The 25139-nt window shown below is 43.4% G+C and carries 24 protein-coding genes, 2 tRNA genes and 2 riboswitches; of the genes, 12 read left to right on the top strand and 14 right to left on the bottom strand.

What is annotated here, in order from left to right; all coding sequences use genetic code 11:
- Positions 1–55 precede the first annotated feature (55 nt).
- Genes AC1U9Z_RS14865 through AC1U9Z_RS14845 form a run of 5 tightly spaced genes read left to right on the top strand, consistent with a single transcriptional unit; the run spans position 56 to position 4544 of the window.
- Positions 56–1042, top strand: coding sequence for an HlyD family secretion protein (locus AC1U9Z_RS14865; protein WP_333531100.1), 987 nt, complete (start codon positions 56–58; stop codon positions 1040–1042).
- Entirely contained in the window at positions 1042–1938 is an 897-nt protein-coding gene (locus tag AC1U9Z_RS14860) for an ABC transporter ATP-binding protein (protein WP_479958164.1), read from the top strand. The genes AC1U9Z_RS14865 and AC1U9Z_RS14860 overlap by 1 nt, the downstream gene beginning before the upstream one ends.
- The gene (locus AC1U9Z_RS14855) at positions 1938–2861 is read left to right on the top strand and encodes an ABC transporter ATP-binding protein (RefSeq protein ID WP_479958163.1); all 924 of its coding nucleotides are present in this window, start codon (positions 1938–1940) and stop codon (positions 2859–2861) included. The genes AC1U9Z_RS14860 and AC1U9Z_RS14855 overlap by 1 nt, the downstream gene beginning before the upstream one ends.
- Complete coding sequence (locus tag AC1U9Z_RS14850; RefSeq protein ID WP_479958162.1) at positions 2854–3963, top strand: ABC transporter permease; 1110 nt, start codon at positions 2854–2856, stop codon at positions 3961–3963. Before AC1U9Z_RS14855 ends, AC1U9Z_RS14850 begins: the two co-directional genes overlap by 8 nt.
- A 17-nt stretch (positions 3964–3980) precedes the next feature.
- A complete protein-coding gene (locus tag AC1U9Z_RS14845; RefSeq protein WP_479958161.1) occupies positions 3981–4544 on the top strand; it encodes a TetR/AcrR family transcriptional regulator in 564 nt (187 codons plus the stop codon).
- Positions 4545–4690: 146 nt separating this feature from the next.
- On the opposite strand, the gene AC1U9Z_RS14840 is transcribed toward AC1U9Z_RS14845, so the two are convergent.
- The 7 genes from AC1U9Z_RS14840 to polA form a co-directional block, all read right to left on the bottom strand.
- The gene (locus AC1U9Z_RS14840) at positions 4691–5938 is read right to left on the bottom strand and encodes a glycosyltransferase (RefSeq protein WP_479958160.1); all 1248 of its coding nucleotides are present in this window, start codon (positions 5936–5938) and stop codon (positions 4691–4693) included.
- A 57-nt stretch (positions 5939–5995) separates the two neighbouring features.
- Complete coding sequence (locus AC1U9Z_RS14835) at positions 5996–6385, bottom strand: hypothetical protein (protein WP_479958159.1); 390 nt, start codon at positions 6383–6385, stop codon at positions 5996–5998.
- Between the two features lie 280 nt (positions 6386–6665).
- Positions 6666–7238, bottom strand: coding sequence for a lytic transglycosylase domain-containing protein (locus tag AC1U9Z_RS14830; RefSeq protein ID WP_479958158.1), 573 nt, complete (start codon positions 7236–7238; stop codon positions 6666–6668).
- A 90-nt stretch (positions 7239–7328) separates the two neighbouring features.
- Positions 7329–7934 (bottom strand): dephospho-CoA kinase, encoded by a 606-nt coding sequence (coaE, locus tag AC1U9Z_RS14825; RefSeq protein ID WP_479958157.1) that lies wholly within the window; start codon positions 7932–7934, stop codon positions 7329–7331.
- Positions 7935–7961: 27 nt separating this feature from the next.
- Positions 7962–8606: a sporulation membrane protein YtaF gene (gene ytaF / locus AC1U9Z_RS14820; protein ID WP_479958156.1), complete on the bottom strand. Its 645-nt coding sequence runs from the start codon at positions 8604–8606 to the stop codon at positions 7962–7964.
- Positions 8607–8674: 68 nt separating this feature from the next.
- Positions 8675–9508 (bottom strand): bifunctional DNA-formamidopyrimidine glycosylase/DNA-(apurinic or apyrimidinic site) lyase, encoded by an 834-nt coding sequence (gene mutM / locus AC1U9Z_RS14815; protein ID WP_333531110.1) that lies wholly within the window; start codon positions 9506–9508, stop codon positions 8675–8677.
- Between the two features lie 23 nt (positions 9509–9531).
- A complete protein-coding gene (gene polA / locus AC1U9Z_RS14810) occupies positions 9532–12177 on the bottom strand; it encodes a DNA polymerase I (protein ID WP_479958155.1) in 2646 nt (881 codons plus the stop codon).
- 232 nt (positions 12178–12409) lie between these two features.
- Here polA and AC1U9Z_RS14805 point away from each other — a divergent pair, with 232 nt between their 5' ends.
- Positions 12410–13858: a S41 family peptidase gene (locus AC1U9Z_RS14805; RefSeq protein ID WP_479958154.1), complete on the top strand. Its 1449-nt coding sequence runs from the start codon at positions 12410–12412 to the stop codon at positions 13856–13858.
- A gap of 89 nt (positions 13859–13947) precedes the next feature.
- Positions 13948–14559 (top strand): DedA family protein, encoded by a 612-nt coding sequence (locus AC1U9Z_RS14800; RefSeq protein ID WP_333531113.1) that lies wholly within the window; start codon positions 13948–13950, stop codon positions 14557–14559.
- Positions 14560–14576: 17 nt separating this feature from the next.
- On the opposite strand, the gene AC1U9Z_RS14795 is transcribed toward AC1U9Z_RS14800, so the two are convergent.
- The 4 genes from AC1U9Z_RS14795 to pdaB form a co-directional block, all read right to left on the bottom strand.
- Entirely contained in the window at positions 14577–15302 is a 726-nt protein-coding gene (locus AC1U9Z_RS14795) for a TVP38/TMEM64 family protein (protein WP_333531114.1), read from the bottom strand.
- A gap of 142 nt (positions 15303–15444) precedes the next feature.
- Entirely contained in the window at positions 15445–15789 is a 345-nt protein-coding gene (locus AC1U9Z_RS14790; RefSeq protein ID WP_333531115.1) for a cupin domain-containing protein, read from the bottom strand.
- A 15-nt stretch (positions 15790–15804) separates the two neighbouring features.
- Positions 15805–16029, bottom strand: a complete 225-nt coding sequence (locus tag AC1U9Z_RS14785; RefSeq protein ID WP_333531116.1) for a DUF1858 domain-containing protein — start codon at positions 16027–16029, stop codon at positions 15805–15807.
- Positions 16030–16149: 120 nt separating this feature from the next.
- The gene (gene pdaB / locus AC1U9Z_RS14780) at positions 16150–16896 is read right to left on the bottom strand and encodes a polysaccharide deacetylase family sporulation protein PdaB (RefSeq protein WP_479958153.1); all 747 of its coding nucleotides are present in this window, start codon (positions 16894–16896) and stop codon (positions 16150–16152) included.
- A gap of 142 nt (positions 16897–17038) precedes the next feature.
- On the opposite strand from pdaB, the gene AC1U9Z_RS14775 reads away from it, so the two are divergent.
- The 4 genes from AC1U9Z_RS14775 to AC1U9Z_RS14760 all read left to right on the top strand — a co-directional run bounded on the left by AC1U9Z_RS14775 (position 17039) and on the right by AC1U9Z_RS14760 (position 19307).
- Positions 17039–18211, top strand: coding sequence for a D-alanyl-D-alanine carboxypeptidase family protein (locus tag AC1U9Z_RS14775; RefSeq protein WP_479958152.1), 1173 nt, complete (start codon positions 17039–17041; stop codon positions 18209–18211).
- Positions 18212–18314: 103 nt separating this feature from the next.
- Positions 18315–18391: transfer RNA gene (locus AC1U9Z_RS14770), tRNA-Val, on the top strand.
- Between the two features lie 210 nt (positions 18392–18601).
- Positions 18602–18922: a transporter suffix domain-containing protein gene (locus tag AC1U9Z_RS14765; protein WP_479958151.1), complete on the top strand. Its 321-nt coding sequence runs from the start codon at positions 18602–18604 to the stop codon at positions 18920–18922.
- Positions 18885–19307, top strand: a complete 423-nt coding sequence (locus AC1U9Z_RS14760; protein ID WP_333529479.1) for a MarR family winged helix-turn-helix transcriptional regulator — start codon at positions 18885–18887, stop codon at positions 19305–19307. Before AC1U9Z_RS14765 ends, AC1U9Z_RS14760 begins: the two co-directional genes overlap by 38 nt.
- 180 nt (positions 19308–19487) lie before the next feature.
- On the opposite strand, the gene AC1U9Z_RS14755 is transcribed toward AC1U9Z_RS14760, so the two are convergent.
- Positions 19488–19584, bottom strand: a tRNA-Cys gene (locus tag AC1U9Z_RS14755).
- A gap of 686 nt (positions 19585–20270) precedes the next feature.
- A riboswitch (glycine riboswitch) is annotated at positions 20271–20343 on the top strand.
- 8 nt (positions 20344–20351) lie between these two features.
- Positions 20352–20447: riboswitch (glycine riboswitch) on the top strand.
- Between the two features lie 99 nt (positions 20448–20546).
- Here AC1U9Z_RS14755 and AC1U9Z_RS14750 point away from each other — a divergent pair.
- Positions 20547–21926 (top strand): alanine/glycine:cation symporter family protein, encoded by a 1380-nt coding sequence (locus AC1U9Z_RS14750; RefSeq protein ID WP_479958172.1) that lies wholly within the window; start codon positions 20547–20549, stop codon positions 21924–21926.
- 203 nt (positions 21927–22129) lie between these two features.
- Here AC1U9Z_RS14750 and AC1U9Z_RS14745 read toward each other — a convergent pair whose 3' ends face one another.
- Positions 22130–24001: a heavy metal translocating P-type ATPase gene (locus tag AC1U9Z_RS14745; protein ID WP_479958150.1), complete on the bottom strand. Its 1872-nt coding sequence runs from the start codon at positions 23999–24001 to the stop codon at positions 22130–22132.
- Between the two features lie 116 nt (positions 24002–24117).
- Positions 24118–24393, bottom strand: a complete 276-nt coding sequence (locus tag AC1U9Z_RS14740) for a metal-sensing transcriptional repressor (protein WP_333529481.1) — start codon at positions 24391–24393, stop codon at positions 24118–24120.
- Positions 24394–25139 lie beyond the last annotated feature (746 nt).

The following is a 25139-nucleotide window of genomic DNA, read 5'->3' as shown; positions in this document are numbered from 1 at the left end:
ATTTTTGTATCAACAGTTTACCCTATAACAAGAAATACCTGGAGGCGATTATTTTATGAAGAAAAGGCCTATTGCGGTTATTCTAGCAGCTTTATTGGGGTTAGCAGCATTCTTGGGTTATCAATATTGGAAAACCCCCGGGGATGCTGCGCTTACAGCCAGCGGTACCCTAGAGGTAACCAAGGTGGAACTGAGTGCCAAGCTCCCCGGTACCATTGGAACTCTATCGGTTGATGCCGGGGAAAGGGTTTTAAAAGGACAGTTAATTAGTCAAATCATCAGAAATGACCTGATTGCTCAAAGGGAGAGGGACTCATTGGGAGTGCTCAAGAGTGAAGCCCAATTAAAGGATCTTACCTCCGGAGCCAGGGAGCAGGAGATAAATGAAGCTGCCTCCTACGTTAAAATCGCTCAGGCTGCCTATGACAAGGCCGTGCTTGATCATCAAAGGGGGGAAGTTCTATGGCAGGAAGCTGCCCTGCCTCAAGAACAACTGGAAAAGCTGCAAACGGATCTGGTGATCAAAGAAAATCAATTGGCCTCAGCCAAGGCGAAATTAAGTCTACTGGAAGCTGGTAACCGACCAGAAACAGTGAAAGCTGCCCAAGTGGAATTGGAACGCTCCCAGGCAGTATTAAAGGCCTCCGAAGCATTACTGGCAGATACGAAGGTTTTTTCTCCCATTAATGGGACGGTATTATCAAGGAACCGGGAGCCGGGGGAATTTGTGCAAGCCGGGGCATCCCTGGTCACTGTGGCGGATTTAAAAGACATGTGGCTGAGGGTGTATCTGCCCACCGATGATCTGCCTAAAATTAAACTGGGTCAAAGGATTTATTTTACGGTCAGTGGCAGCAGTGAAAAGTATCAGGGTGTCATTGAAGAAATTGCCTCCCAGGGGGAATATACCCCCAAAACAATTCAAACCGCCAAGGAGCGAACCAATATTGTCTATGGTGTGAAAATCCGAGTTAGTGAACCGTCTGAAACCCTAAAACCTGGTATGCCTGCTGATGTGGTTTTCAACAGTGGGGTGGAATAATGATAAGCATTAGGGAATTAAGTAAAACATTTGGTTCGAACCAAGCTGTGGCAAAGGTATCACTGGAGGTTCAGGGCGGAGAAATATTTGGCCTGGTGGGTCCCGACGGTGCAGGTAAATCCACCTTAATTCGGATGATTTGCGGTCTTATTACACCGGACAGTGGCAGTGTGGTGTTATCCTTGCCGGAACCTACCCCAGAGCGAGGGGCATTTGGTTATATGCCCCAAAAATTTAGCCTGTATGGTGACCTTTCGATAATGGAAAACATTAATTTTTTTGGTTCTATGTATGGGCTCAAACAACAAACCATTGCTCAGAGATCGGAAGAAATTTTGCAACTGACGAACCTCCTTTCATTTAAAACAAGACTGGCAGATCAGCTTTCCGGCGGGATGAAACAAAAATTAGCTTTAACCTGTGCCTTGATTTCCCAACCAAGTCTGCTGGTTCTGGATGAACCAACCTATGGGGTTGATCCAGAATCAAGAAAGGAATTTTGGAAAATCCTTTATCGGCTAAACAAGTCCGGTATGACTATTTTAGTTTCCACCCCCTATATGGATGAGGCAGAGCTTTGTCAAAGGGTGGGTTTTATGAATAATGGACGACTGGCCGCAGTGGATACACCGTCCAACCTAAAGGCAAACTTTCCCTATAAAGTACTGGAGATAAAGGCCGCCAGCCGTGAGCCGGAACTCTTTAAGGATTTTAAGTATGTTTTAGATGCCAATTTTTATGGTTATAAATATCAGGTTGTGGTTGAGGATGCAGCCCTGGCCGTTAGTGAGATTCGTTCCTTCCTGACGGCACGTGCTATTTCTTTGGAGTCCATCGGTGAGGTGGCACCGACCATGGAGAATGTCTTTGTGTCCATGGAGGAGGGGGTGGTTTAATGGCCTATGCGGTGGAAACCTTTGAATTAACAAGGAAATTTGGCAGCTTTATCGCGGTTGACAGGTTAACCATTCAGATACGTCCTGGTGAAATTTATGGTTTTCTGGGTCCCAATGGTTCCGGTAAGTCCACCACCATAAGGATGTTGTGTGGTATTTTGGAACCAACCTCGGGCAGTGGCAGAGTATTGGGCCATGATTTAACCCAGGAGGCAGAGAAAATTAAAAACCGTATTGGCTACATGTCTCAAAAATTCAGCCTATATGATGATTTAACGGTTCAGGAAAACCTGCATTTTTATGCTGGTTTGTATAGTGTGCCCTATCGGCAACGGAGCGTCAGAATTCAAGAGATGATAGAAATGGCTAATTTAAGAGGCAGAGAAAAAGAATTGGTTGCGAATCTAAGCATTGGTTGGAAGCAGCGTTTGGCCTTGGGCTGTGCCATTTTGGCCAAACCAGCCATCTTATTTCTGGACGAGCCCACCAGCGGCATCAGTCCCACCAGTCGTAAGATGTTCTTTAATACCATTCAACGGTTGGCCAATGAGGGAACCACTGTGATGGTCACAACACACTTCATGGACGAAGCGGAACGCTGCAGCAATATTGCTTTTATTTCCGAGGGACAGTTAATCGCCAACGACACACCCGATCATTTACGTCAGCATGTGTTGGAGGGGGTCATGGTGGAAGTGGCTGTGGAAAATCCCATGGATAAGCTGCAGGCCATTGAGGAACTTACCTATGTAAAGGAATGTTCTGTGCATGGTTCTCTTTTGCATGTACTGCTCCGTACAGAGGAGCATATACCGCAGCTGCAAGAGTATACAGCCGGTATAGTCAGGAAGATTACGCCGTCCTTAGAGGATGTTTTTATCGCTTTGGCCGGTCAAAGAAGGGAGGGGAAGGCCATTGAGTAGGATATTAGCCATTTTGTATAAGGAATTTTTACAAATGAAAAGAGATCGGCTTACCATTGGTCTAATTTTTATGCTTCCCCTGGTGCAGTTACTGCTCTTTGGTTACGCCATTCAAACCGAAGTCAAGCATATACCCACGGTGGTTTTTGATCAATCCTTATCGCCTGAAAGCAGGAAACTTTTAGAGTCCTTTCAGGCTTCGGGATACTTTGAGGTTACCCAGGTGGCCGGCAGCTATGACAAAGTGACTCAGATGATTGACCAGGGTGTCGTTAAGGTTGGGGTGATCTTTCCGCCGGATTATGCAAAAAACGTCAGAAAAGGGGCAGCGGCACAGGTACAGGTGTTGGTGGATGCCACGGATAGTATGGTTTCCAATTCGGCCATTGCCACAGCCAATGCCATTAGTCTGATGGAGTCCCAAAAAATCCTCATCGAAAAAGTGGGCCATATGCAGCCTGCCTATGACATTCGGGTAAGGCCCTGGTATAATCCGGATGGCATTACTGCCTACTATATGGTACCGGCCATTCTAGGCATTATTGTTACAATGACCATGGTTATGATGACCTCCATGGGCATTGTCCGTGAGAGGGAGCGAGGGACACTGGAGCAGCTGATGGTCACGCCCATTAAATCCTATGAATTGATGATTGGCAAAATCATTCCCTACATTGCGTTAGGTTACCTGCAAATTACCGTGGCCTTGCTAGTAGGGGTTGTGGTTTTCGGCGTCCCTATTCGGGGCAGCCTATTGCAGCTTTACCTATTAACGCTGTTCTTTATTACAGCTTCCCTGGGGCTTGGTGTTTTTATCTCCAATATTGCCAAGACTCAGATGCAGGCCATGCAAATGTCCTTTTTTGTTCTGCTGCCCAGTATTTTGCTATCTGGCTTCATGTTTCCCCGGGAGGCCATGCCTGTTTTCATTCAATATCTCAGCAACATCATTCCCCTTACTTATTACCTTACCATCATCAGGGGAATTGTTTTAAAGGGCATTGGTTTTTCTTATTTGGTTCCGCAGGTGTTTTCCTTGCTTATCTTTACAGTAATACTGATGACAGCAAGTATCCTGAAATTTAAGAAGAAGATTGTTTAGTAGTGCGGGGGGATTGGATGGATACAAGGGAGAAGATTATTGTCCTTTTCAGGGAATTGGCAGAAGAAAAGGGTTTTTACGGGGCCACGGTGGATGAACTGGCAGCCCGTAATAATATGAGTAAGCGTACGATTTATCGTTATTTTAAGAGCAAGGAAGAAATCATCGCGGCGGTGATGCAGCAATTTATGGCTGATGTAGAACAAGAAGTGTTTTGCGTACTGCAAAGTGCAGTAAATCCCATTGAAAAAATCACCCTTTTTGTTAAACTGATTTCTGAACGTCTACGAGTTCTATCACCCAGGGTTTTAAGTGAATTACAGCGGCATTATCCGGATATTTGGGAACAAGTGGAGCAGTTTCGAGCGGAAAAAATTAAGTACCTGATTCAAATCATGCTTGAGGGAAGTAAAGAAGGATATTTCAAAGAAATAAATCCTACCATCGTCACGGCATCTCTCCTAGCAACGGTCCGGGCAGTGGTGAACCCAACCTTTGTGGTTGAAAATAACCTAACCATTGAAGAAGCCTTTACAACTGTACTGAACACCTTTTTATACGGAATTGTATCGAATAAGTAAGGGAACGGCCTCGACCGTTCCCTTACTTGTTTAAAAATGAAGATGGCGGTAGGCTTACCACCACCAATCGAATCATTTCTACCATAGAAGTGGGGCCAGGGCCGCTTTATCCTACTATTTTGAGTTTGCCAAGAAGCTAATTCAATTTACCAGGAGCCCGGCAGAGAATTTCTGGCCGGGCTTTTCCATTTGCCGGCTGATTCAAGCTTTCCGAAGAGTCCCCGGTAGCTTGTCCATACCACGGTTAAGGCACCGATGGAAAAGTAGAATAACGGATACCAGGGAACCCAGAAAAAGCTATGGTAAAGCTTGCTATCATACTGGTGATTTGTCAATAGTGCAGCACCAAATTGGACTAAACAAATAAAACTGATCACAGCACCATACCAGGCGGGAAAAGGGGACAAGCCGAGGGGTTCTATACCTATTAAAAAAGTAATAAACCAAAGAAGTGTGCCCAGCACCAGGCAAAAGGACCAGATGTAACTAATGACAAAATCTAAATAGACTGGCCAGAGTCTTCGCCAGTACCAACGGCTAAAGATATTTTTGTGGCTTCGTAAGAGATGCCACCCCCCTAATGCCCAGCGACACCGTTGCTTCCAAAATTCCTTAAATGTTCTAGGAGCCTGGATATAACCCACGGCCCGGGGTTCAAACCAAACCTCGTGAAAGCTTTTTTGAATGGCCCAGGTAATATCGATGTCCTCGGTGGCAGAACGGGAGGAAAAACCGCCAATTTCCTTTAGTACATCGGTACGAAAGGCAGTAAGACAACCGGATATCGTCAGCACCCGACCCAGGGAACGTTGGGAACGCTTAATTAGCCCTAGAATTGAAGCAAATTCCGCTGTCTGAAGATTCTCCAGTGAATTATCACGATTATATACCAGGGGATTTCCTGTTACAGCACCTAAACGGGGCCTGTAAGTAAAGGGAGCCACTAGCCATTTTATGGTATCTGTAGTAATCAAAGTATCCGCATCAATAATGACCGTTATTGGTGTGTGAACAGCCCCTTGTAAGCCACAATTTAATGCCATCGCTTTACCCCGGTTGCTTGTTAAACGCAAAAGGTGGAAAAAGGGAACTTTGGGCAGCCATTTGCGGATTAGGTCAGCCGTATTGTCGGTGGAGGCATCGTCAATAAAAACGACCCGAAGGTCTGGGTAACTTAGCCTGCTCAAAGCATCACAGGTGGCATCCAGGCTGATTGCTTCGTTGTGGCAAGGAACCAGGAGGGTTACCGCTGGCCAATCCCCAGGGAATTTTATCCTTTGTTTTTTCCTCTCCTTATACCACCAAAAAAATAAACCCCCGACAATCCAGATAACACTCATGATCACTGGATAGAGGAATGTGAAGTAGCCAATGGAGTAGAGAATATTCTGCAAAGGTTTATGCTCCTTTCCGGGGCAGTTTTAGCCATCAGCCACCGGCAAGTTAAAGGGCTATCCTTCCTTAAACTGAGGGCTGACGGCTGATGACGAATAACTCGGATCAAAGATTCTTTCCTGCCAATTTAAGGCAGGTGACTGGGTTTCGAGTGGCTTGTACTGTCGTTTGTCTTTGATAAAATACCTTTTATAGTTATAACGGGCCCAGAAAATAAAGAAACCAAGAACCATACTGGACCAAACTGTTATTAAGAGCATGGCCTGTACAGTTGATAAAACACTGCGGGGAACAACTAACTCATGCCACCACAGCTTACCAAGCAACCACCAACCCAGGGCAACCCAGACCCAGCCCACCAAACTAATAAAAAACGCCCAGGCAATGAAGGTTGAGATCGTTCTTCGGTTAAATATTTTTTTTGCTGGGATAAAGAGTTTTTTCATCTGTTTTCTCCGTGTAAGTGCAGTATATATGTCAATTATACATTTATTTATGCTGTTTTTCGTCAGTTAAGATCTGCCAAAAAAGGGGAACAATTCGTCCGAGGGGTGATTAAATTGGTATGTCATCCGGAGCGTTAGTGAAGGATGACAAAGTTATCGGTTCAAGAAAGCATAATTTCCAATAGAATAAAAAGCAGGCCTGTTTTGCTAAACAGACCTGCCAAATTTTTTGGTATTTAGTTCAATGGCGCAAGCACCCCTGTAACGATCAGTTTGTTTGTTACTTCGTATCATACAAATAATGATACATCTTCTGGTTCCATTGTACCCGCCGGATATATTGTCTGGTTTCCATGAAGGGGATCTGGTCGATGGTCTTTCTTTCGCCGGTCCAATGCTGTTCATTTAGCCAGCGTGTTACGTTGCCTCGCCCGGCATTATAGGCGGCGATAACTAAAACCGGGTCATTTTTAAAGCCTTCAAATAAATCGGCCAGATACCAGGTGCCGAGACGAATATTGGTTTCCGGGTTGAAAAGTTCCTCAGGTTGCAAGGGTTCTTTGCTAATTTGCTGCGATATCCAATTGGCCGTGCTTGGCATAATCTGCATAAGTCCCCGGGCACCCTTGGGGGAAGTGGCTTGGGAATTAAAATTACTTTCCGTCTTGATAACCGACACGACCAGTAAGGGGTCTAGCTGATTGACCTCCGAGTAATGATAAATCAATTCCTGATGCTCAAAGGGGTACCACGAACGTCCGATTTCTTTGTGACTAAACCACAACAGCAACAGTAAGGCCAGCAGCAGGAGTCGTCTTTTTATTCCCTTTCTTTTTTTGCGTCGTAAAATCACCTTAATCACTCCTGCAATTATTGATGGCCTTGGGCCATCTCCCAAAGCTTTTAAAGCGGACGGCTATACTAATTATATACCAGTAAATGGTTAATAATGATTAAAACCTACTAAATTGTCCCATAGAGCTTTTATTTTTTCTTTTACCTGCTCTGGCGAATTCGAGTTATTAATAATGACATCCGCATGTTTCATTTTTTCTTGCTGAGGCATTTGGCTGGCAATGCGCCCTTTTGCTTGCTCCAGGGAAAGCTTGTCCCTTTGTATTAGACGATCAATTTGTACCCCTTCGTCAACTGTCACTAACCAAACCTGATCCACCCATTTGTGCCAGCCCACTTCGATGAGTAGGGGCACCTCCAGAATAATCACCGAAGAGGGATCGACTTGGGAAAAATATTTAATTTGTCGTCTTATTTCTTCCTCAATACGGGGATGGGTAATATGTTCTAATTTCTTTCTGGCCTGAGAGTCATTAAATACAATGGCCGCTAATTTTTCCCTATCTAATGTTAGATCCTCATTTAAAACACCCGACCCAAAGGAGGAAACAATCTCCTTTAGGGCCGGGGTATTTGGTAAAACAATTTCTCGAGCTATCCGGTCGGTATCAATCACTTTGGCACCTAAACTTTGTAAATATCTGCCCACTGTACTCTTGCCACTGGCAATATTGCCGGTTAACCCAATAATCATAAACCACAACTCCTTAACTGACAAGAATCATTTAATTTTAAAGATACCTAAAATAATTAGGATACAGCCAGGCAGCATGGCCAGTTGACGACCCAGGGAACTGCAGGCGCAATATTTTCCTATTATTAAGCCGCAATAGGTTAGTAAAATGTGTCCCAAGCCCACCACTGTGGCTGTTAAAGGGATACTAAAACCAAACATGGATACGGCAAAGCCTGCACCAAAGGCGTCCATAGACAAAGCAAGACCTAAGAGCAAGGCCTCGCGGGAGGAAATGACACCGGATTTATCCAGGTCAGCTTTGGCGGGCTCTCGCAAAATTTGAATTACCAAACCCAATGATTTAATACGGATCCGCATTACCGTTCGCTCAAGATCAGATAAATCATCGGTACTCTCTTGTCTGGTATCCTTGACAGATTGAATGAGAATCCAAACTCCAACCAATAACAAAAGTATACCACCCAGTCTGTGGGCAAAGGTTGGCGAAATTAATTGTGAGACCATTTGTCCTGCGGACATTGAAAAAACAATGGTTATTACAGACATACCGCTAATAATTAGCAGTGACAAAAATGGAATACGAATTTTTCGTATCCCATAGGCTACCCCAGTGCCCAGGGCATCCATGTTTAGGGCCAGGGCAAAGGCAACCAAAGCGAGCAATTCCATGACTTCCCCCCCAGTCAATTATCTTTCACTTACAGACTATGAGGGGGCATAAAAAGGGGTGCGTGCTACTATTTGGCTTTTTGGCAGGATGGGCAGTAATAAGAACTCCTGCCAGACACCTTAATGCGGCGAATCGGTTTACCACAGTTGAAGCAAGGAAGCTCTTCGCGGTTATAAACTCTTAAATGTTTCTGAAAGCTGCCGGAACGACCTTCCCCGTCAACATAATCCCGAAAGCTGGTGCCCCGGTGCTGTATGCCGTCCGAAATAACTTCCACAATGGCCTTGTGCAGACCAGAGGCTTCCCTGGTGGTTAAATCCGGTGCTAAACGTTCGGGATGGATCTTTGCCCGATGCAAAGCCTCATCTACATAGATATTGCCTAAACCGGCAACAAAACACTGATCCAGCAGCAAGGGTTTAATACGAGTTCTTCTACGACGCAGTTCTTTCTTTAAATATTCCCTGCTAAATTCATTCGCCAAAGGCTCAGGGCCCATTTCCCTGAGGCCGGGCATCATGTCTATTTCGGTGGTAGGCACGAGACTGATGCGCCCAAAACGTCTCACATCGGCAAATCTTAAATGTTTACCATCATCCAAATGAAAAATTACGTGGGTATGTTTTTCCTTCGGTAATTCAGCATCACAATAAACTAATTTACCGGTCATTCTAAGATGAACAACCAGTGTTAAACCGTCGCTTAAATGGATGAGCATGTATTTACCCCGACGGCCTAGTGCCTTTTGGAACTTCCTGCCAATAACTTGTTCCAAAAAAATTTCAGTTCGGGGTGAACGGATTACTTCTTCCTTTAGCAGATCCACGTCCGTGATGGTAAGTCCCGCTAAATGTTTTTCTAAGGATCGAACGACAGTTTCTACCTCTGGCAATTCAGGCATTTGTCCACCTCCAGGACAGAGGATTAAATGGGTTTTGCTTCGTACCAATTGGAGCCAAGCTTGATATCCACAACCAGGGGGACATCAAGGGTTAAGGCATTTTCCATACATTGGCGAACTAATTTAATGAGAGGTTCAATTTCGTTTTCCGGGGCATCAAAAATCAATTCGTCGTGTACTTGTAATACCATTTGTGAAGAAAATTGCTGGGCCTTTAATTCCCGATGTATTTTAACCATGGCCAGCTTTATGATATCCGCAGCGGTGCCTTGGATGGGTGTATTCATGGCCGCTCTTTCGCCAAAGTGACGGATATTAAAATTTTTGCTAAAAAGCTCCGGCAGGTAACGGCGTCGATTTAAAAGTGTGCTGACATAGCCGGTTTCCTTAGCTTCCTTGATGACCCGGTCAATATATTGCCTGACACCGGGGCAACGGGCAAAATAGTGCTCGATATAGCCCTTGGCCTCGTTTCGGCTAACCTTTAAGTCTCTGGCCAAGCCAAAATCACTGATGCCATAAACAATGCCGAAGTTTACGGCCTTGGCTTTACCACGCATGTCGGAGGTTACGAGTTCCATGGGTATGCCAAAGACCTCCGAAGCGGTTCGCGTATGAATATCTTGCCCCAGGCGAAAGGCATCCAGAAAGCTTTTATCCTGGGACATATGGGCCAGGACCCTTAATTCTATTTGTGAATAATCCGCAGTTAATAGTAGGTTACCCTTTTGACGGGGAATAAACACCTTGCGAATTTTTCTGCCAGTTTCCAGCCGTATGGGAATGTTTTGCAAATTTGGTTCCGCGCTGGATAATCGGCCGGTGGCCGTAACTGTTTGGTGAAAGGTTGAATGCAACCGTCCACTAACCTGGTCTATCAAGGCTGCTAAGCCATCGGCATAGGTGGATTTTAATTTGGCCAGTTGTCGGTATTCCAGCAGCAGCGCCACGATGGCGTGCTCTTCGGCTAGTTTTTCCAGTACCTCTGCATCGGTGGAGTAACCGGTCTTGGTCTTTTTTAAGACTGGCAATTTGAGTTTATCAAAAAGAATGGTGGCAAGCTGTTTGGTTGAATTAACATTAAAGGTTTCCCCAGCCAGTTCATGTATTTGGGCGGTTAGTTTTTCTGTTATTTCCTTCAACTCCGTGGACATTTCCTTTAATCCTTGTTTGTCAACGGCTACCCCGGCGATCTCCATTTCTGCCAAGATACGTACCAAAGGCAATTCCACTTCGGCAAGCAGTCTGTCTTCCTGACGTTCCGCCAGTTTATCATATAATTTCTGGGCCAGCAGTCGAATGGCCTCGGCCCTGGCTGCCTTTGCAGTTTCCCCCTCGGCGGGAAGTACCATCCCCAGATGCTCCAATGCAATATCATTGATATCGTAGGTGGCCGCTGTGGGGTTAAGCAGATAGGCAGACACCATGGTGTCTGCGGCCAAGGCTTTTAGTTCAATACCATGGTGCTGCAGCAACCAGAGGGCTTGCTTGGCATCATGGAAGTATTTCTTTACGGTTTCACATTCACATATTGCTTTAAGTACCGTAAGGCAGGGGTCTGAAACAGAATTGGTTTCGATAACCAATCGATAGACGTCTTGGTCGGCCAGGGCAAGGTAAGCAGCTTCAATGCCATTTTTCGGTTGTCCATCTAAGAAAATAGCCACTTTTCCCTGTTTGGTCACCTCAATTAAGAGTTCATCCAGGTCATCCTGATCCTTGGCGTTGCGATAACCCACCTGGTAAGTTTGCAACGGCGGCAAATCAGCCGGCTCCTGCTGGCCCTTAGCTGTTTTAGATACTTTGGGGGTAGTAAGTTGTTTGATTAAAGTCTTAAATTCAAGTTCTTGAAAAATCTCCAAAAGTTTAACACTATCTGGTCCACGCCAGGAGCAAGCAGATAAATCCAAATCCATGGGCACATCACGAATGATGGTTGCTAGTTTTTTGGATAAAAGTGCAATCTCCTCACTTCCCCGCAGTAACTTTTGATGTCTGGGGGAGAGGTTGTCTATGTTTTTGATGATATTTTCGATGGAGCCATATTCTTTAATCAAGGCACTGGCGGTTTTTTCGCCAATGCCAGCCACCCCGGGAATATTGTCCGAGGTATCCCCCTGCAGACCTTTCAAATCAACAATCTGTTCCGGGGTAACACCATATTTATCCCAGACCTTTCCTTCATTAAAAAGATCTGTTTCAGTGATTCCCTTGCGGGTCAGCATAACCTGAGTCTTAGGTGAAACCAACTGCAAAGCATCTCGATCTCCGGTAAGAATTAGCACGTTAAGTCCAGCAGCTTCGGCTTGAGTGACAATGGTACCGATGAGATCATCCGCTTCGAAGCCATCCATTTCAAAATAGGGAATACGCATAGCCTTTAGGACGTCCCGGGCTAAAATAAATTGTGGACGCAGCTCATCGGGCGTGGCCTTGCGGGTTCCCTTGTATGCTGCATATGCCTGGTTGCGAAAGGTCACTTTGCCTTTATCAAAGGCCACCGTCACCAGGCCTGGTTCTTGTTCCTGAATAATCTTTGTGATCATGTTGGTGAAACCATAAACGGCATTGGTAATAACCCCTTTGCTATTTGAAAGCAGCGGGAGGGCATGAAAGGCCCGGTGAATCAGACTATTGCCATCTATTACAATCAAGGTATCGAGGGACAAAGTTAGCACCTTCCTTATTTACACTATCAGAAAGTATAAAAATTCTAATGATGATCGTATAAGAAAAGCGAAGGCTCGCGCCAAGCTTTTCTAAGCATCTTTTAGTATTTTCCTCAGGAAAGTGCAAAATACCTTCCTCCATGTTAATTTTACCAGTGGAAGCTAAATAGGGAAGGGATTTTATGTAAGTATCTCGAAATTATCCCATATTAAAATATTATGAGGTGGTAGTTTGTTAAAACGCTTGCTAGTCATTTTATCCTTTGGCTCTCTGCTTTGGACGATGCCTGCCTATGCCCAAGAGGATGAAGCCATCAATAGTGCAGCAACTCTGGGGGAGGTTTTTGGTTATATAAGTCAATTTCATTTAGCTAAGCCCGATACCACGGAGTTGGCCAATGCCAGCATCAAGGGGATGTTGGATCAATTGAAGGATCCCTATACGGTTTATTTTTCACCCGGTGAATTGGATCATTTTAGTGATGAACTAAATGGTAACTTTGAGGGGATCGGTGCAGAGTTAGAGATGCAGGGAACCTATCCTAAGGTGGTTCGTTTACTGGAACAATCTCCTGCCCAACAGGCGGGGCTGCAAACCGGAGATATCATCCAGCAGGTGGATGGCCAAGATATTGCCGGTCAGTCACTGTCTGATATTGTAAGCATGTTGCGGGGAACCAAGGGAACAACGGTAACCTTGACGGTTAAACGGGCTGCCCAAGAAGACTTCCAAGTGAGTATTACCCGTAACACAGTCCATATGCCTACCGTTTTTAGTGAGCTGATAAATAATAAAATCGGCTACATTGCCATTGATAGTTTTGGTATGGATACCGGAATGGAATTTGGTAATGCCTTGATCGAGCTGACAGAAAAAAATGCTGAATCACTTATCATTGATTTACGTAACAATGGTGGGGGTTATGTGGATTCGGCAGCAGAAATTGCAGCCTATTTACTGGGTAAGGATGAGACTATTTTTATCACGGAGGATCGTAATAAAAGAAAAGATTCCTACTCTACCGAATATGAAGGGGTAGTTCGAAAGATGCCACTGGTGGTTTTAATCAATGGAGAAACGGCCAGTGCTTCAGAAATTTTGGCCGGTGCCCTGCAGGATTATGGCATGGCCACTTTGCTTGGCACGAACAGTTATGGCAAAGGAACGGTGCAGGACATTATTCCCTTGGGTAACGGTGGTGCCCTAAAAATGACCACTGCTGAGTATTTGACCCCCAAAGAGCGAAGAATTAACGGTATTGGTCTTAGACCAGATCGCACGGTAGTGACACTGGCCCTTCAACTACATGGGGCAATACAGTTATTGCAGCCGGAAAAAATAACCCTTCGTTATGGTAATGATCGGGTTAGCATCAACGACAAACCCTTTACCATCCCTGGCCCACAAAGGATAAACGGAGAATATTTTGTTCCCCTGCGCCCGACCATGGAAGCCCTTGGTTACCAGGTGCATTGGGAAAACAACGGGATTGTGGTTACAGGCAGTAATTTGACCTGGCATCTGCCAACGAATGGGGGTAAAAGCATGTTAAACGGCCAGCCAAAATCTACCCAGCCCTTGTTCAAAAAGGATACCAGTACCTATCTCTCGTTAAAGGATTTATCTTTATTGGAGTGTCAGGTGCAGGTTCAGGGTGATGAAATCGTTATCAATAATTAAAGGATGATGACCGGGGCTTGTTAACCCCGGTCATATTTTTGAGGGACAAAAAGTATAATTAAAAGGGAATGGAACAAAGGGGGGAGATCATGCTCGATTTTTTAGAACCTCTGCTGCACCAAGTGACGGTAATTATTGCAGCCCTTGGCTACTGGGGGGTGGGGGTTGGCATGGCCATTGAAAGTGCCAATATCCCCTTGCCCAGTGAAGTAATACTTCCCTTTGGCGGTTATCTTGTTTATACCGGGAGACTTGGTTTTTGGGAAACGGTAATGGCTGGTACCATAGGGGGTACATTCGGTTCCATTGCATCCTACTACCTGGGCCTGCGGGGTGGTCGACCCTTTTTGCAAAGATATGGTCGTTATTTTGGCGTCACACCAAGTAAATTGGCCTTGGCAGACCGTTGGTTTAGCAAATACGGGGAGGCTACGGTGTTTTTTACCCGTTTGATGCCCATTGTCCGGACCTTTATCTCCTTACCGGCCGGTATCTCAGGTATGAACTTTAAAAGGTTTGTTCTTTATACTTTTTTAGGCTCTTTGCCCTGGAGTATCCTTTTAGTTTATGCCGGATATGCCCTGGGACAAAATTGGCAGGCTTTAAAACCCTGGTTTCACCGGGCGGATTTTTTAATGGCGGGTTTATTGGGAGCTTTGTTAATTTATTACCTTTATTCCAGGAAAAAAAGAAAGCGTTAAAAAGCAATACCCCCCGTTCACTGAATGGGGGGTATTTTCGGTGGTTTTTTGCTAAAGAAGAAATTTTTCAAATGATTATCTTTACGGTTTTTTCTCTTATGAGCAAACAAAGGCCAGGCAAGTAAGGTTAACAGGATGAGTAGGATGGTGACTTTAGTTGCCAGACCCTCAGCTTGACTAAAGCTATGTCCTAAAGCTGTATAAATGATAATTTCTGGCATTTTACCTACAACGGTTGCAATAAAAAAGCCTCGGAAGGTCATTTTACTAAGCCCGGCAACATAGCTAATCATACTGGAAGGAATTACCGGGATTAAGCGAGCCATAAAAACTACCCAGGGTCCTTCGCGGTGACTCATTTCGTCAACCTTATGGATGTAACTTTCTTTAAGATAGCGGGATACGAACCCTCTGCCGAAACCCCGAGCTACGTAAAACGCAAGGGTAGATCCAAGCATTGAGCCTGCCAAGGTCAATAAAATACCATATGCGACGCCAAAGATAAAACCGTTGGCACCGGCCAAGAGAAAAAGCGGTAGGGGAGTAAAGAGAGTTTGCAGGATCATCAAGGCAAGGCAAACAACCACTGTCATAGCCCCAAAGGACCGAAGGTATTCTGCCAGATTTTCTGGATCTGAAAAATAATGTGCGCTTCCGGCAGGGAGTGTATGAACGCCTATAAAATAGATGATTGCTGCGATGACGGAAGTAGCAAGAATTACAAGGGTAATTTTTTTTATCATAGGTTATCCCCTAGTTTAAAGGATATGAAGCAAGTAAACTATACCAAAACCCGGTAATTTTGAAAAGATAAGAGTTTATAAGTTAAGATATTATTTTCATGCCAAAAAAATGCTCCCCTGGAGAACCGTGGGGAGCAAACTTTTATTGGCTAAATACAACAATTAGAAGCATTTTAAAACGCTCCAAGGCCATCAAAGCATGAGGTACATTATTTGGCATTACGATGGTCTCACCTTTTTTTAACAGATGTTTTTCGGACCCAATGGTTATCTCGGATTCCCCGTCTAAAATGTAGACCATCGCATCTCCTGACGAAGAATGGGAACTGATTTCTTCTCCTTTGTCAAAGGCAAAAAGGGTAACACTTAGGTGTTTTCCCTGTGCTAAAGTCCTGCTGACAACCCTGCCTTCCTGATAATCCACCAGCGATTCTAACTCGATGGCTTTGGAGAATTCAATATTTTTAATAAAATGCTGACTGGACAATAATCTTCCTCCTTATTATGTAATTTCGAAACCCTTTTCTTGAAAAGTCTGTTTGATAGTGGTCAGATTAATCTTCTTGAGGGCAGCACCCTTGGCAATGGTCATAACTCTGCCAGCGGTGTTTAACATGGCAGGTTTAACAATATCAGTAAATCCAAGATCATACATGATGTTGGCTACTTCTGGGTGCTCTCGTACCAATTCATAGATGCTTTTATCAAGACTGACGGTTTTTTTCATGTCATCACCTTTTGCTGTTTTGGATACGTTACCCGGAAAGTAAAAATATTATTAAAATTATATACTATTTGCTAGCGTTAGAAAAGCGAAGGGGGCTCTTTTTCAGCCCCCTAACATCATTTAATCAATGGTTCCATCACCATATTTCAAAAGCTCAGAGACAGTAACCAATTGGTAACCCTGCTGCTTAAGACCTTCCAACACCTGGGGTAATGCCTCGGGTGTTTGCGAGCAGGTATCGCTGGCATGCATCAAAATAATTGCTCCGGGTTGAGTCCTTTTCAATACACGATCTACGATAACCTGTACGCCAGGCTTTTTCCAATCTAGAGAATCGGCACTCCACTGAATCACCTTGTAATTTAGTTCCTCTGCGGTTGTTAGCACCATATCGTTCCAATCGCCATTGGGTGTACGTATTAATGTTGGCGTGACGCCGGTAACCTGCTTGATTTTTTCCTGAGAGGTAAGAATGTTTTTCTTCACTTCCGATTTGGCATATTCACTTAGATTGACGTGTTCTTCACCATGACTTGCTATTTCATGTCCATCGGATACAATCCTTTTAGGAAACTCGGGATGTTTTACAGCCCAGGGTCCTGAGATGAAAAAAGTAGATTTTACATTATGCTCTTTTAAAATATCAAGAACCGGGCCAGGAACCTCTGTTCCCCAACTAATATCAAAGGTTAGAGCGGCTACCTTTTGGTCTGTTTTCACCTTATAAATAGCATATTTCTTAGCTGTGGCAGGCAATATCTGTTGTTGATATAGAAGCGCCGAAAAAATACAGGCACAAAAAATAAAGGCGCCCAAAAGAAGTACATGCTTTTTAAACTTCCTGTAATCAAAAATAAAAACTTTCAAAACTTACACCTCCTGTACTAATAAGTATTTTGGTTTGTTGGGAAATATGTGAAAAGCATTAAAAATTATCCGCATCTTGTAACTTTTTCCTGTTATCACCTATTCCCAATAGACACAAAATAGGGCAGGAGGAGGATGAGGTGTGAATTTTAAAAAATATATAAGTGTTATTTTATGCTTGTTAAGTGTGCAGCTATTATTTCCCGAAAGGACTTACTCTGAAGTAACGGATTCAAGTAAGCCGCCCCAAATTAAGGCCTCGGCTGCTTGCTTGATGGAAGTGGCAACCGGGCAAATACACTTTGAAAAAGAAGGGGATAAAAGAAGGGAACCGGCAAGCTTAACCAAGGTGATGACATCCATTGTGGCCATTGAAAAAGGGAACCTCAAGGATGTTGTAACGGTTCCTCAGAGGGCTGCCCGTGTTTCCATGGGTCAAGATATTGGTTTAAATACAGGGGATAAGTTATATTTGGAGGATTTATTAAAGGCGGCTCTGCTATATTCCGCAAATGACTCAACCGTAGCCATTGGAGAGCATATTGGTGGCGATCACGATCAATTTATTAAGATGATGAATGATCAGGCTGCTGCCCTGGGCATGAAAAATACGAGCTTTGCCAATACAAACGGTTTTCATCATCCTAACCATTACACCACAGCCAATGATTTAGCAACATTAACCTGTTATGCATTAAAGAATAAAACCTTTGCCGAATTTGTTCGAACCAAGGAGGCTACGATTACCTGGCTGCCTAAAGTCACGGATACAACTACAACTGAGGACGAAGAAAAAACACCACCCAAACAACGCACTTTAAGATCGACCAACCGATTGTTACATTCCGATTTTGAAGGGATTGACGGAGTAAAGACAGGAACAACCCCAAGGGCAGGAAATTGTTTAATAGCCTCTGCCACCAGAGAAGGGCGACAATTGGTTGTTGTTATCCTTAACAGTAATAATCGTTGGAATGATGCTACTAGACTGCTGGAATATGGTTTTAATGAGGTAGAGCGGAGAGTTCTCATTGAAAAGGATGAGGTAGTATCTGAAATACAGGTACTGGAAGGAGTAGAGACAAGGGTTGCTTTGGTAACAGCCAATCGGGTTGAGGCCTATGTAGCCAGTATGGACAGTGATAAGATAGAAAGTAGAATTACACGAAACCCGATACCCAGGGCACCGATTAAACAGGGGGATAAGCTAGGCAAAATGGTATTTGTGTTAAACGATAAGGAAATTGGCACCGTGGATCTGATAGCCAACCAGCATATTGAACGACTGGCCTGGTATAAACGTATCTTCGATTAAAGACTGGGGGTCAGGCTGGCCAGCCTGACCCCTAAATTATGCTTGACTTTACAATGATCATCGTATATATTAATTATTGCCGTAAGGTTATTTGAAAATTTAAGGGACGTTAGCTCAGATGGCTAGAGTGCTGCGTTGACATCGCAGAGGTCACTGGTTCGATTCCAGTACGTCCCACCATAAAGATATTTAGGGTAGATACAAATTGGTATCTGCCCTTTTTATATTTGTTAAACGATATTTTCTCTTTGCTAGTAGACCGAGCTTCACGTAACTCCAGGTTTACTGCCTACTTGTTGGAAGCCCTATTTTATTATTCTTGTAATCACCCGAGCATTGGAATATAATTTAGTTAAGTTAACTAAATTATATTCCAATGGAGGTTTTATGTTGAAGGAAACGGTTTCCAGCGTAAAGGGGCAAAATAAATCAATTTTTTATAAACTTGGCATGGGGCTTTTAATCCTCTCTTGTATTCTTTGGCTGATTCCGCTCATTGTGCCATTTATGTCACTTCCAACGATGGTCAAGGCAGGCATCATTACAGGCAGTATAATAGTTGCAGAAATTATGTTTTGGAGTGGTGCTTTACTCGTTGGAAAAGAAGTGGTCGCAAAATTTAAAAGGTATTTAAACCCAAAAAATTGGCGGAAAAATCGTGAGGGGAAAAAACATGAAAAATATAGCAGAACAGATCAGTCGAGTGATTGAAGACATATGGATTATATTCGAAAAAAAGGAAAGAGCCTATACCAATTTCAAATTAAATAACCAACAACATGTATTGTTAACAATGATTATGAGGCATCCACACTCTTCACCTACAGAACTAGCTGAAAAAATGGATATAACGAAAAGTGCTATCAGTCAACAGATAGCAAAACTTGAAAAGGGAAACTATGTCATTCGAAAGCGACATACAGAGGATAAACGTACATTTTCAATTGAATTAGGCGAAAAAGGGTTGCTTTATAAAAAAGAAACGGAAGCATTTTATCAACAAGTTTCTGATAAATATTACGCGAATATGTCACCTGTAGAATTGGTAAATACATTATCTACACTTCAAAAATTACGAGAATTACTTGAGTCATGATGATGAAGGCTCACATATAATCCAAGGCAAATCGGTATGAAGTTGAAGTTGTTCTCTTTTCGAGCACACATAGGGGTAGATACAATTTGTATCTACCCCTTTTTTATATTAGTTTATATGGCTTTTTGTACCGTACCTGTTGATTTTTGCTCTGCCAAATTGAGTAAACCCTGGTAAGGATGGAGGGGAGAAGTCGGAATCGAACCGGACTCCCATCTGGATCGCAGATAGGCCAGCGGATTTGCAGTCCGTGGGAGGAACCTTCCTCATACTCCCCAAATCATTCTATCATAACTATAATTAATACTACAAATTACTTATTTTTATAATAGGGCATCCGAACATAGCCTTTGGTTATAGTTCTTCAAAGGTTGAAGGCGACATTTCGTTATTTTTGAGCAGCATGCTTGGTTGAGAAAGATATAATTATCACAAAATAATATTTATATCATTTTAAAAAAATATAGTCAATAGAAAATCATTAATTTTTTTATTAAAAATCTGAGTTATTAAAAGATATACTGGGTGTAATCTGTTTATATTTAGAAAGATGGTCTCATTCAGTGGTACATGAAGATTTACATTTTTTCTAGAAGGTACTATAATCTGATTAAGATAAAGTTCTTAAACCGGAAAAGGGGGGTAAATTATGCGTAAATTATTCCAAGAATTTCTATATTTTGCTGATTTTGCCTTTAGATATCTCCATGTAAATGATGAAGCAAAATAAAAATCAACGCCACCAAAAATGGCGTTGATTTTTATTTTGTCAACAGAATATGGTATTTTTTTGCCGGCTTACTCGCTTAATAATAACTCAGAGTAAATATTACTACATTCGAATTGTCCACTCCTAAGGGACAAAAGTATTAAATAATTAGAATATATAAACATCTTTCTAAAATATTGCACATCTTGAAAAAAGTATTAAAATAAGTCTGTGCAATTGAATAAAAAAACTGGATGATATTTGCGGGAGAGTGGCAGAGATGCCCGCCGAAGGAGTTAAACTCTCAGGTACTTTGATAAAGTGGAACCGTAAATAGACAGAACTCTGGAGAGACCCATTATTGGGCGCCGAAGGTGCAAACAGCCGGGTTTGGCTGTAAATCTCTCAGGCAAAAGGACAGAGGGTGAAAGAAAAAGCAATGGTTTAGTTGTTTTGCTTTTGTTTCCCGTTGTCTGTCTCTCTGGAGTCGAATCCTGGATTTGACTCTTTATTTTTTATCACAAAGGGAGATGGGGAAATTGGATTATGTAAAAATTCTTGATCAAGTGGATAGTTTTGTTTGGGGCCCACCCCTATTATTGCTGTTGGTAGGCACAGGAATTTGGCTAACTTTAAGACTTAAGCTTATTCAGTTAACTCGTTTACCAATGGCTTTAAAACTTATTTTTAGGGCGAAAAATGATGGCACCGGCGATATTAGCAGCATAGGGGCCTTGTGTACGGCATTGGCAGCTACTGTGGGTACTGGCAATATTGTAGGTGTGGCCACTGCTGTAGGCACCGGTGGTCCAGGGGCAATCTTTTGGATGTGGATGGCTGCTTTTTTTGGTATGGCCACTAAGTATGCCGAAGGTTTACTGGCGGTCAAATATCGTACCATTGATAAAAATGGTCAAGTTTCCGGTGGTCCCATGTATTACATCGAAAGGGGATTGGGTCGTAAGTATCGCCCCTTGGCCATCATGTTTGCGGCCAGTGGTGTGCTGGTAGCCTTTTTTGGCATTGGTACCTTCCCCCAGGTCAATGCCATTGTAGATACCTGTAAACTATCCTTAGGTATTCCTGTTTACATCACCGCGGCAGTTGTTACTGTGCTGGTTGCTTTGGTTACCATTGGTGGATTAAAAAGTATTTCCCGGGTTGCCACCAAAATTGTACCCTTTATGGCTGTTTTCTACGTTTTAAGTTGTATTTATATCTTAGTTACATTTGCTGACAAGTTACCGGATGCTGTAAATTTGATTATTACCAGTGCCTTTTCTGGTACTGCTGCGGCTGGTGGCTTCCTGGGTGCCTCTATTATGTTGGCCATTCGAAGTGGTGTGGCCAGGGGTGTTTTCTCCAATGAATCAGGTTTGGGTAGTGCCCCCATTGCAGCGGCTGCGGCAAAAACAAAATGGCCTGCGGAACAGGGACTAATATCCATGACGGGTACCTTTATTGATACCATTATCATTTGTACCATGACAGGACTGTCTTTGGTGGTTACTGGCGTTTGGACAGGCGAAGCCAAGGGTGCTGCCATGACCAACGACGCTTTCCTAGCTGCCATTCCTGGCTTTGGGCCAGTGATTTTAACGGTTGGTTTGGTTCTCTTTGCCTTTACCACTATTCTGGGCTGGAATTATTATGGAGAACGCTGTTGTGAGTATCTCTTTGGTGTTAAAAGTATTAAGGCTTATCGCGTAATTTTTATTGGCCTAGTGGCAACCGGTGCCTTTTTGAAACTGGAGGCGATTTGGCTCTTGGCAGATATCGTTAATGGCTTAATGGCTCTGCCAAACCTAATCGCTTTACTCGGTTTAACCGGTGTTATTATCTCAGAAACTAACCGTTATATGGATCATGTAAAGGCCCGACAAACAAAAAATCATTCGGAACCGGCTTAATTCTTATTTAGAAAAGTTTGGCTTGTGCCAAGCCTATCGTGTGAGCGGGATCAATAAAAAGCTTCAGAGAAGACCTCTGGAGCTTTTTGTTGTTCGTCCGGCATGTTTGCCGGGCGATGGGTTGAAAGAAAACCCTGTCATCCAACCAGCGGCAAGACAACCTGTAGGCAAGGGCGCTTCTTCTAATAAAGATCTTTCATTTCTTATTTCCTCCACTTTAAGAGCAAGGATGAATTGATGATAACCGCCACAGAACCTACATTATGTACGAGAGCACCGACCACAGGATTAAGTATGCCAGTAATCGCTAATGCAATCGCAGCAAAATTGAGTATCATAGAAGCTGCAAGGTTGATATTAATTGTTTTCATTACCTTTCGTGAAAGCAAGATAAGATGATGGATTTCCCGAATATCATCACCGACCAGGGCAATATCCGCAGCTTCAATGGCTATATCGCTTCCAATGCCGCCCATTGCAATGCCGACTTGGGCAGCTTTGAGGGCCGGCGCGTCGTTAATCCCGTCGCCTACCATGCAAATAGGTTCTCCATTTTCCTGATATTGACGGATAGCAATTAACTTATCTTCCGGCAAGCAGTTTGACCTCACATCTGCAATGCCCGCGATACTCGCAATATGATTAGCGGCTTGTGATGTATCACCCGTAAGAAGAACCGTTTTAGTGCCTGTTGCAGAAATATCTTTAATCGTCTGCGCCGCATCGGGACGAAGTGTATCGGAAAGTGCAATTAAACCAATTAAGCGCGTTTTATCCATTACATAAATAACCGTACTGCCGTCTGCTTTTGCGCCATTTGCCCTTTCTTCAAGCTGTTTTGGTATTTCTAAATCATGGTCTGCAATGAGTGCTTCATTCCCTGCAAAAATTTCATGCCCTTGTACTGTCGCCACAACACCACGTCCCGGCAATAATTGAAATGCTTCCGGTTCTTTTGGAGGGGTGCCGCTTACTTGCCTATAATGAGCAACAATCGCTTTTCCCAGAGGGTGTTCAGAGCGTAGTTCTGCGGATGCCACCATTCCAAGCAAGCGATCGTTATCCATATCAGGTGAACAGCTTTCCACTTGTACCACGGACGGCTTACCGTATGTAAGCGTTCCAGTTTTATCAAATGCAATACACCGTACTTTCGCTAAACGCTCCAATGCGTCCCCTCGACTAACGAGGATACCATATTTTGTTGCATTGCCAATACCCGCCATGATTGCGGTTGGAGTGGCAAGCACCAATGCACAGGGGCAGAAAACAACAAGAATGGTAACGGCACGGATAATTTCATCCGTAAAGTACCATGTAAGTCCTGCCGATACGAGAGCGATAACAACAATCCAGGTTGCCCAACGGTCAGCCATTCCAACTATTTTTGCCCTTCCTGCGTCAGCCGACTCAACAAGCCGTATCATACGTTGCAGGGAACTATCTTCGCCAACTTTTGTTGCGGTCATATCAAAGGTTCCAAATTGGTTAACCGTCCCGCTCTGAACTTCATCGCCCTCGTTCTTGTCAACTGGAAGTGCTTCACCTGTCATAACCGATTGGTCAATTGAGGTTTGACCTTTTATAATAACACCGTCTACCGCGATTGCTTCTCCGGCTAACACCCGGAGAGTATCACCGACAACAACCTGTTCAGCAGGTATCATACTTTCTTCACCATTTCGCACTACTCTTGCCGTGGTAGGTGATAAATGTACTAACTTTTCAATTCCGGCACGGGCTTTCGCGACTGTCCGTTCTTCCAAAAATGCACCAATCGTCATGATGAAAGCAACTTCACCGGCGGCAAATACCTCACCGATCACAACCGAAGCGACTAAAGCAATCGAAACCAATACGTCAGCCTTTATATCAAACTCGGTGACGAGTCCGACAATCGCGCCCTTAATGATCGGGATACCGCAGAGCAAAATAGCAAGCCATGCCGCATCAATGGGAAGTTCTCCAATATTAAAGAAACTAATAATCAAGGACATCAAAGAAAGACAGAGAAATAGAATAGTCGGCTTTTCATCATCTCTAAAAAAATCCCTAAAAAAGGCAATCAAAAACATCGCTCCTTTATACCTATAGGGGTATATGTATATTTGACAAAAGCATACCCCTATAGGTATGCTTTTGTCAATAGAAAAAGCAGCCGAAAATCGACTGCTTTAGGAATATCACTTTTTTACGTCATGCGTGAAAAGTGTTCAACAGCTTTTGCAAACTTGGAAATCGTTTTGTCAGCGTCCCCGTGTTCAATGCCCTCTCGTACACAGTGATTTAAGTGTCCTTCAAGTACAACTTGCCCAACTTTGTGTAAAGCACCTTTGGCAGCATTGATTTGAACAAGTATATCTTCGCAGGGGATATCTTCTTCTATCATTTTATCAATGGCTTTTATTTGCCCCATGATTTTATTTAATCTTCTATGAAGATTATCCGTATCCATGCACTGGCGCATAAGCTCACCCCCTTATACCCCTATGGGTATAAGAAGGGTATCATGTTTTGTGCAGTAAGTCAATTTGGAACGCTGTACTGTAATGTAATAATGCAAGATATGGAATTGAAATAATACATAGGGTATTTTTTCATATTGTTTCGCTTTCTTCGTAGGAGTTGTAAAATGACATAGGGTGGCATTTCTATGTCGAACTCTTTCGTAATTTGGATAAAATGATAGCTGTACACACGGTACAGCTTATTTGCAGCCTCAGCCACCTTTACCGATCATTCTAAAGATCACGATAACCACAATAATAATTGCAATGTAGGATGCAATGGAACTAATATCCACGAAACATGCCCCCTCTCTTTTTGGTAGATATTCGCGTCCAGGTGTCCAATTCCTTTTGAACCATATTTAATTTTACCCACACCCTCGTTATAATAATAGCAAAGGCTGTGGGAGGGGATAAGTTTGGATATTAAGTTCATGATCGGCATAGGATTTTTGCTGGTGGCCGCCTTTATTTATTTTACACAGGTTGTCTAAGTGACCGGAGGAAGAAAAAAGGGAGTTGTCATAATCTACTGATCAAAAGTAGTTTGCGACACTCCCTTTTAATATTTTTACTTGCCCTTCTTCACGCCATGCAGTTCAATGCCCAGGAGTTCTTTAATGTCCATGACAACAGGTGTTACCTGTTCCGAGAGTGTCTCCAGTTTCACCAATAATTCTTGAATCTTGGCTACTTTAGCTTCTGC

The organism is Desulfotomaculum sp., from assembly GCF_982386235.1.
Note: the sequence above shows the minus strand (reverse complement) of the source record. Positions and strands in the feature narration are given on the sequence as shown.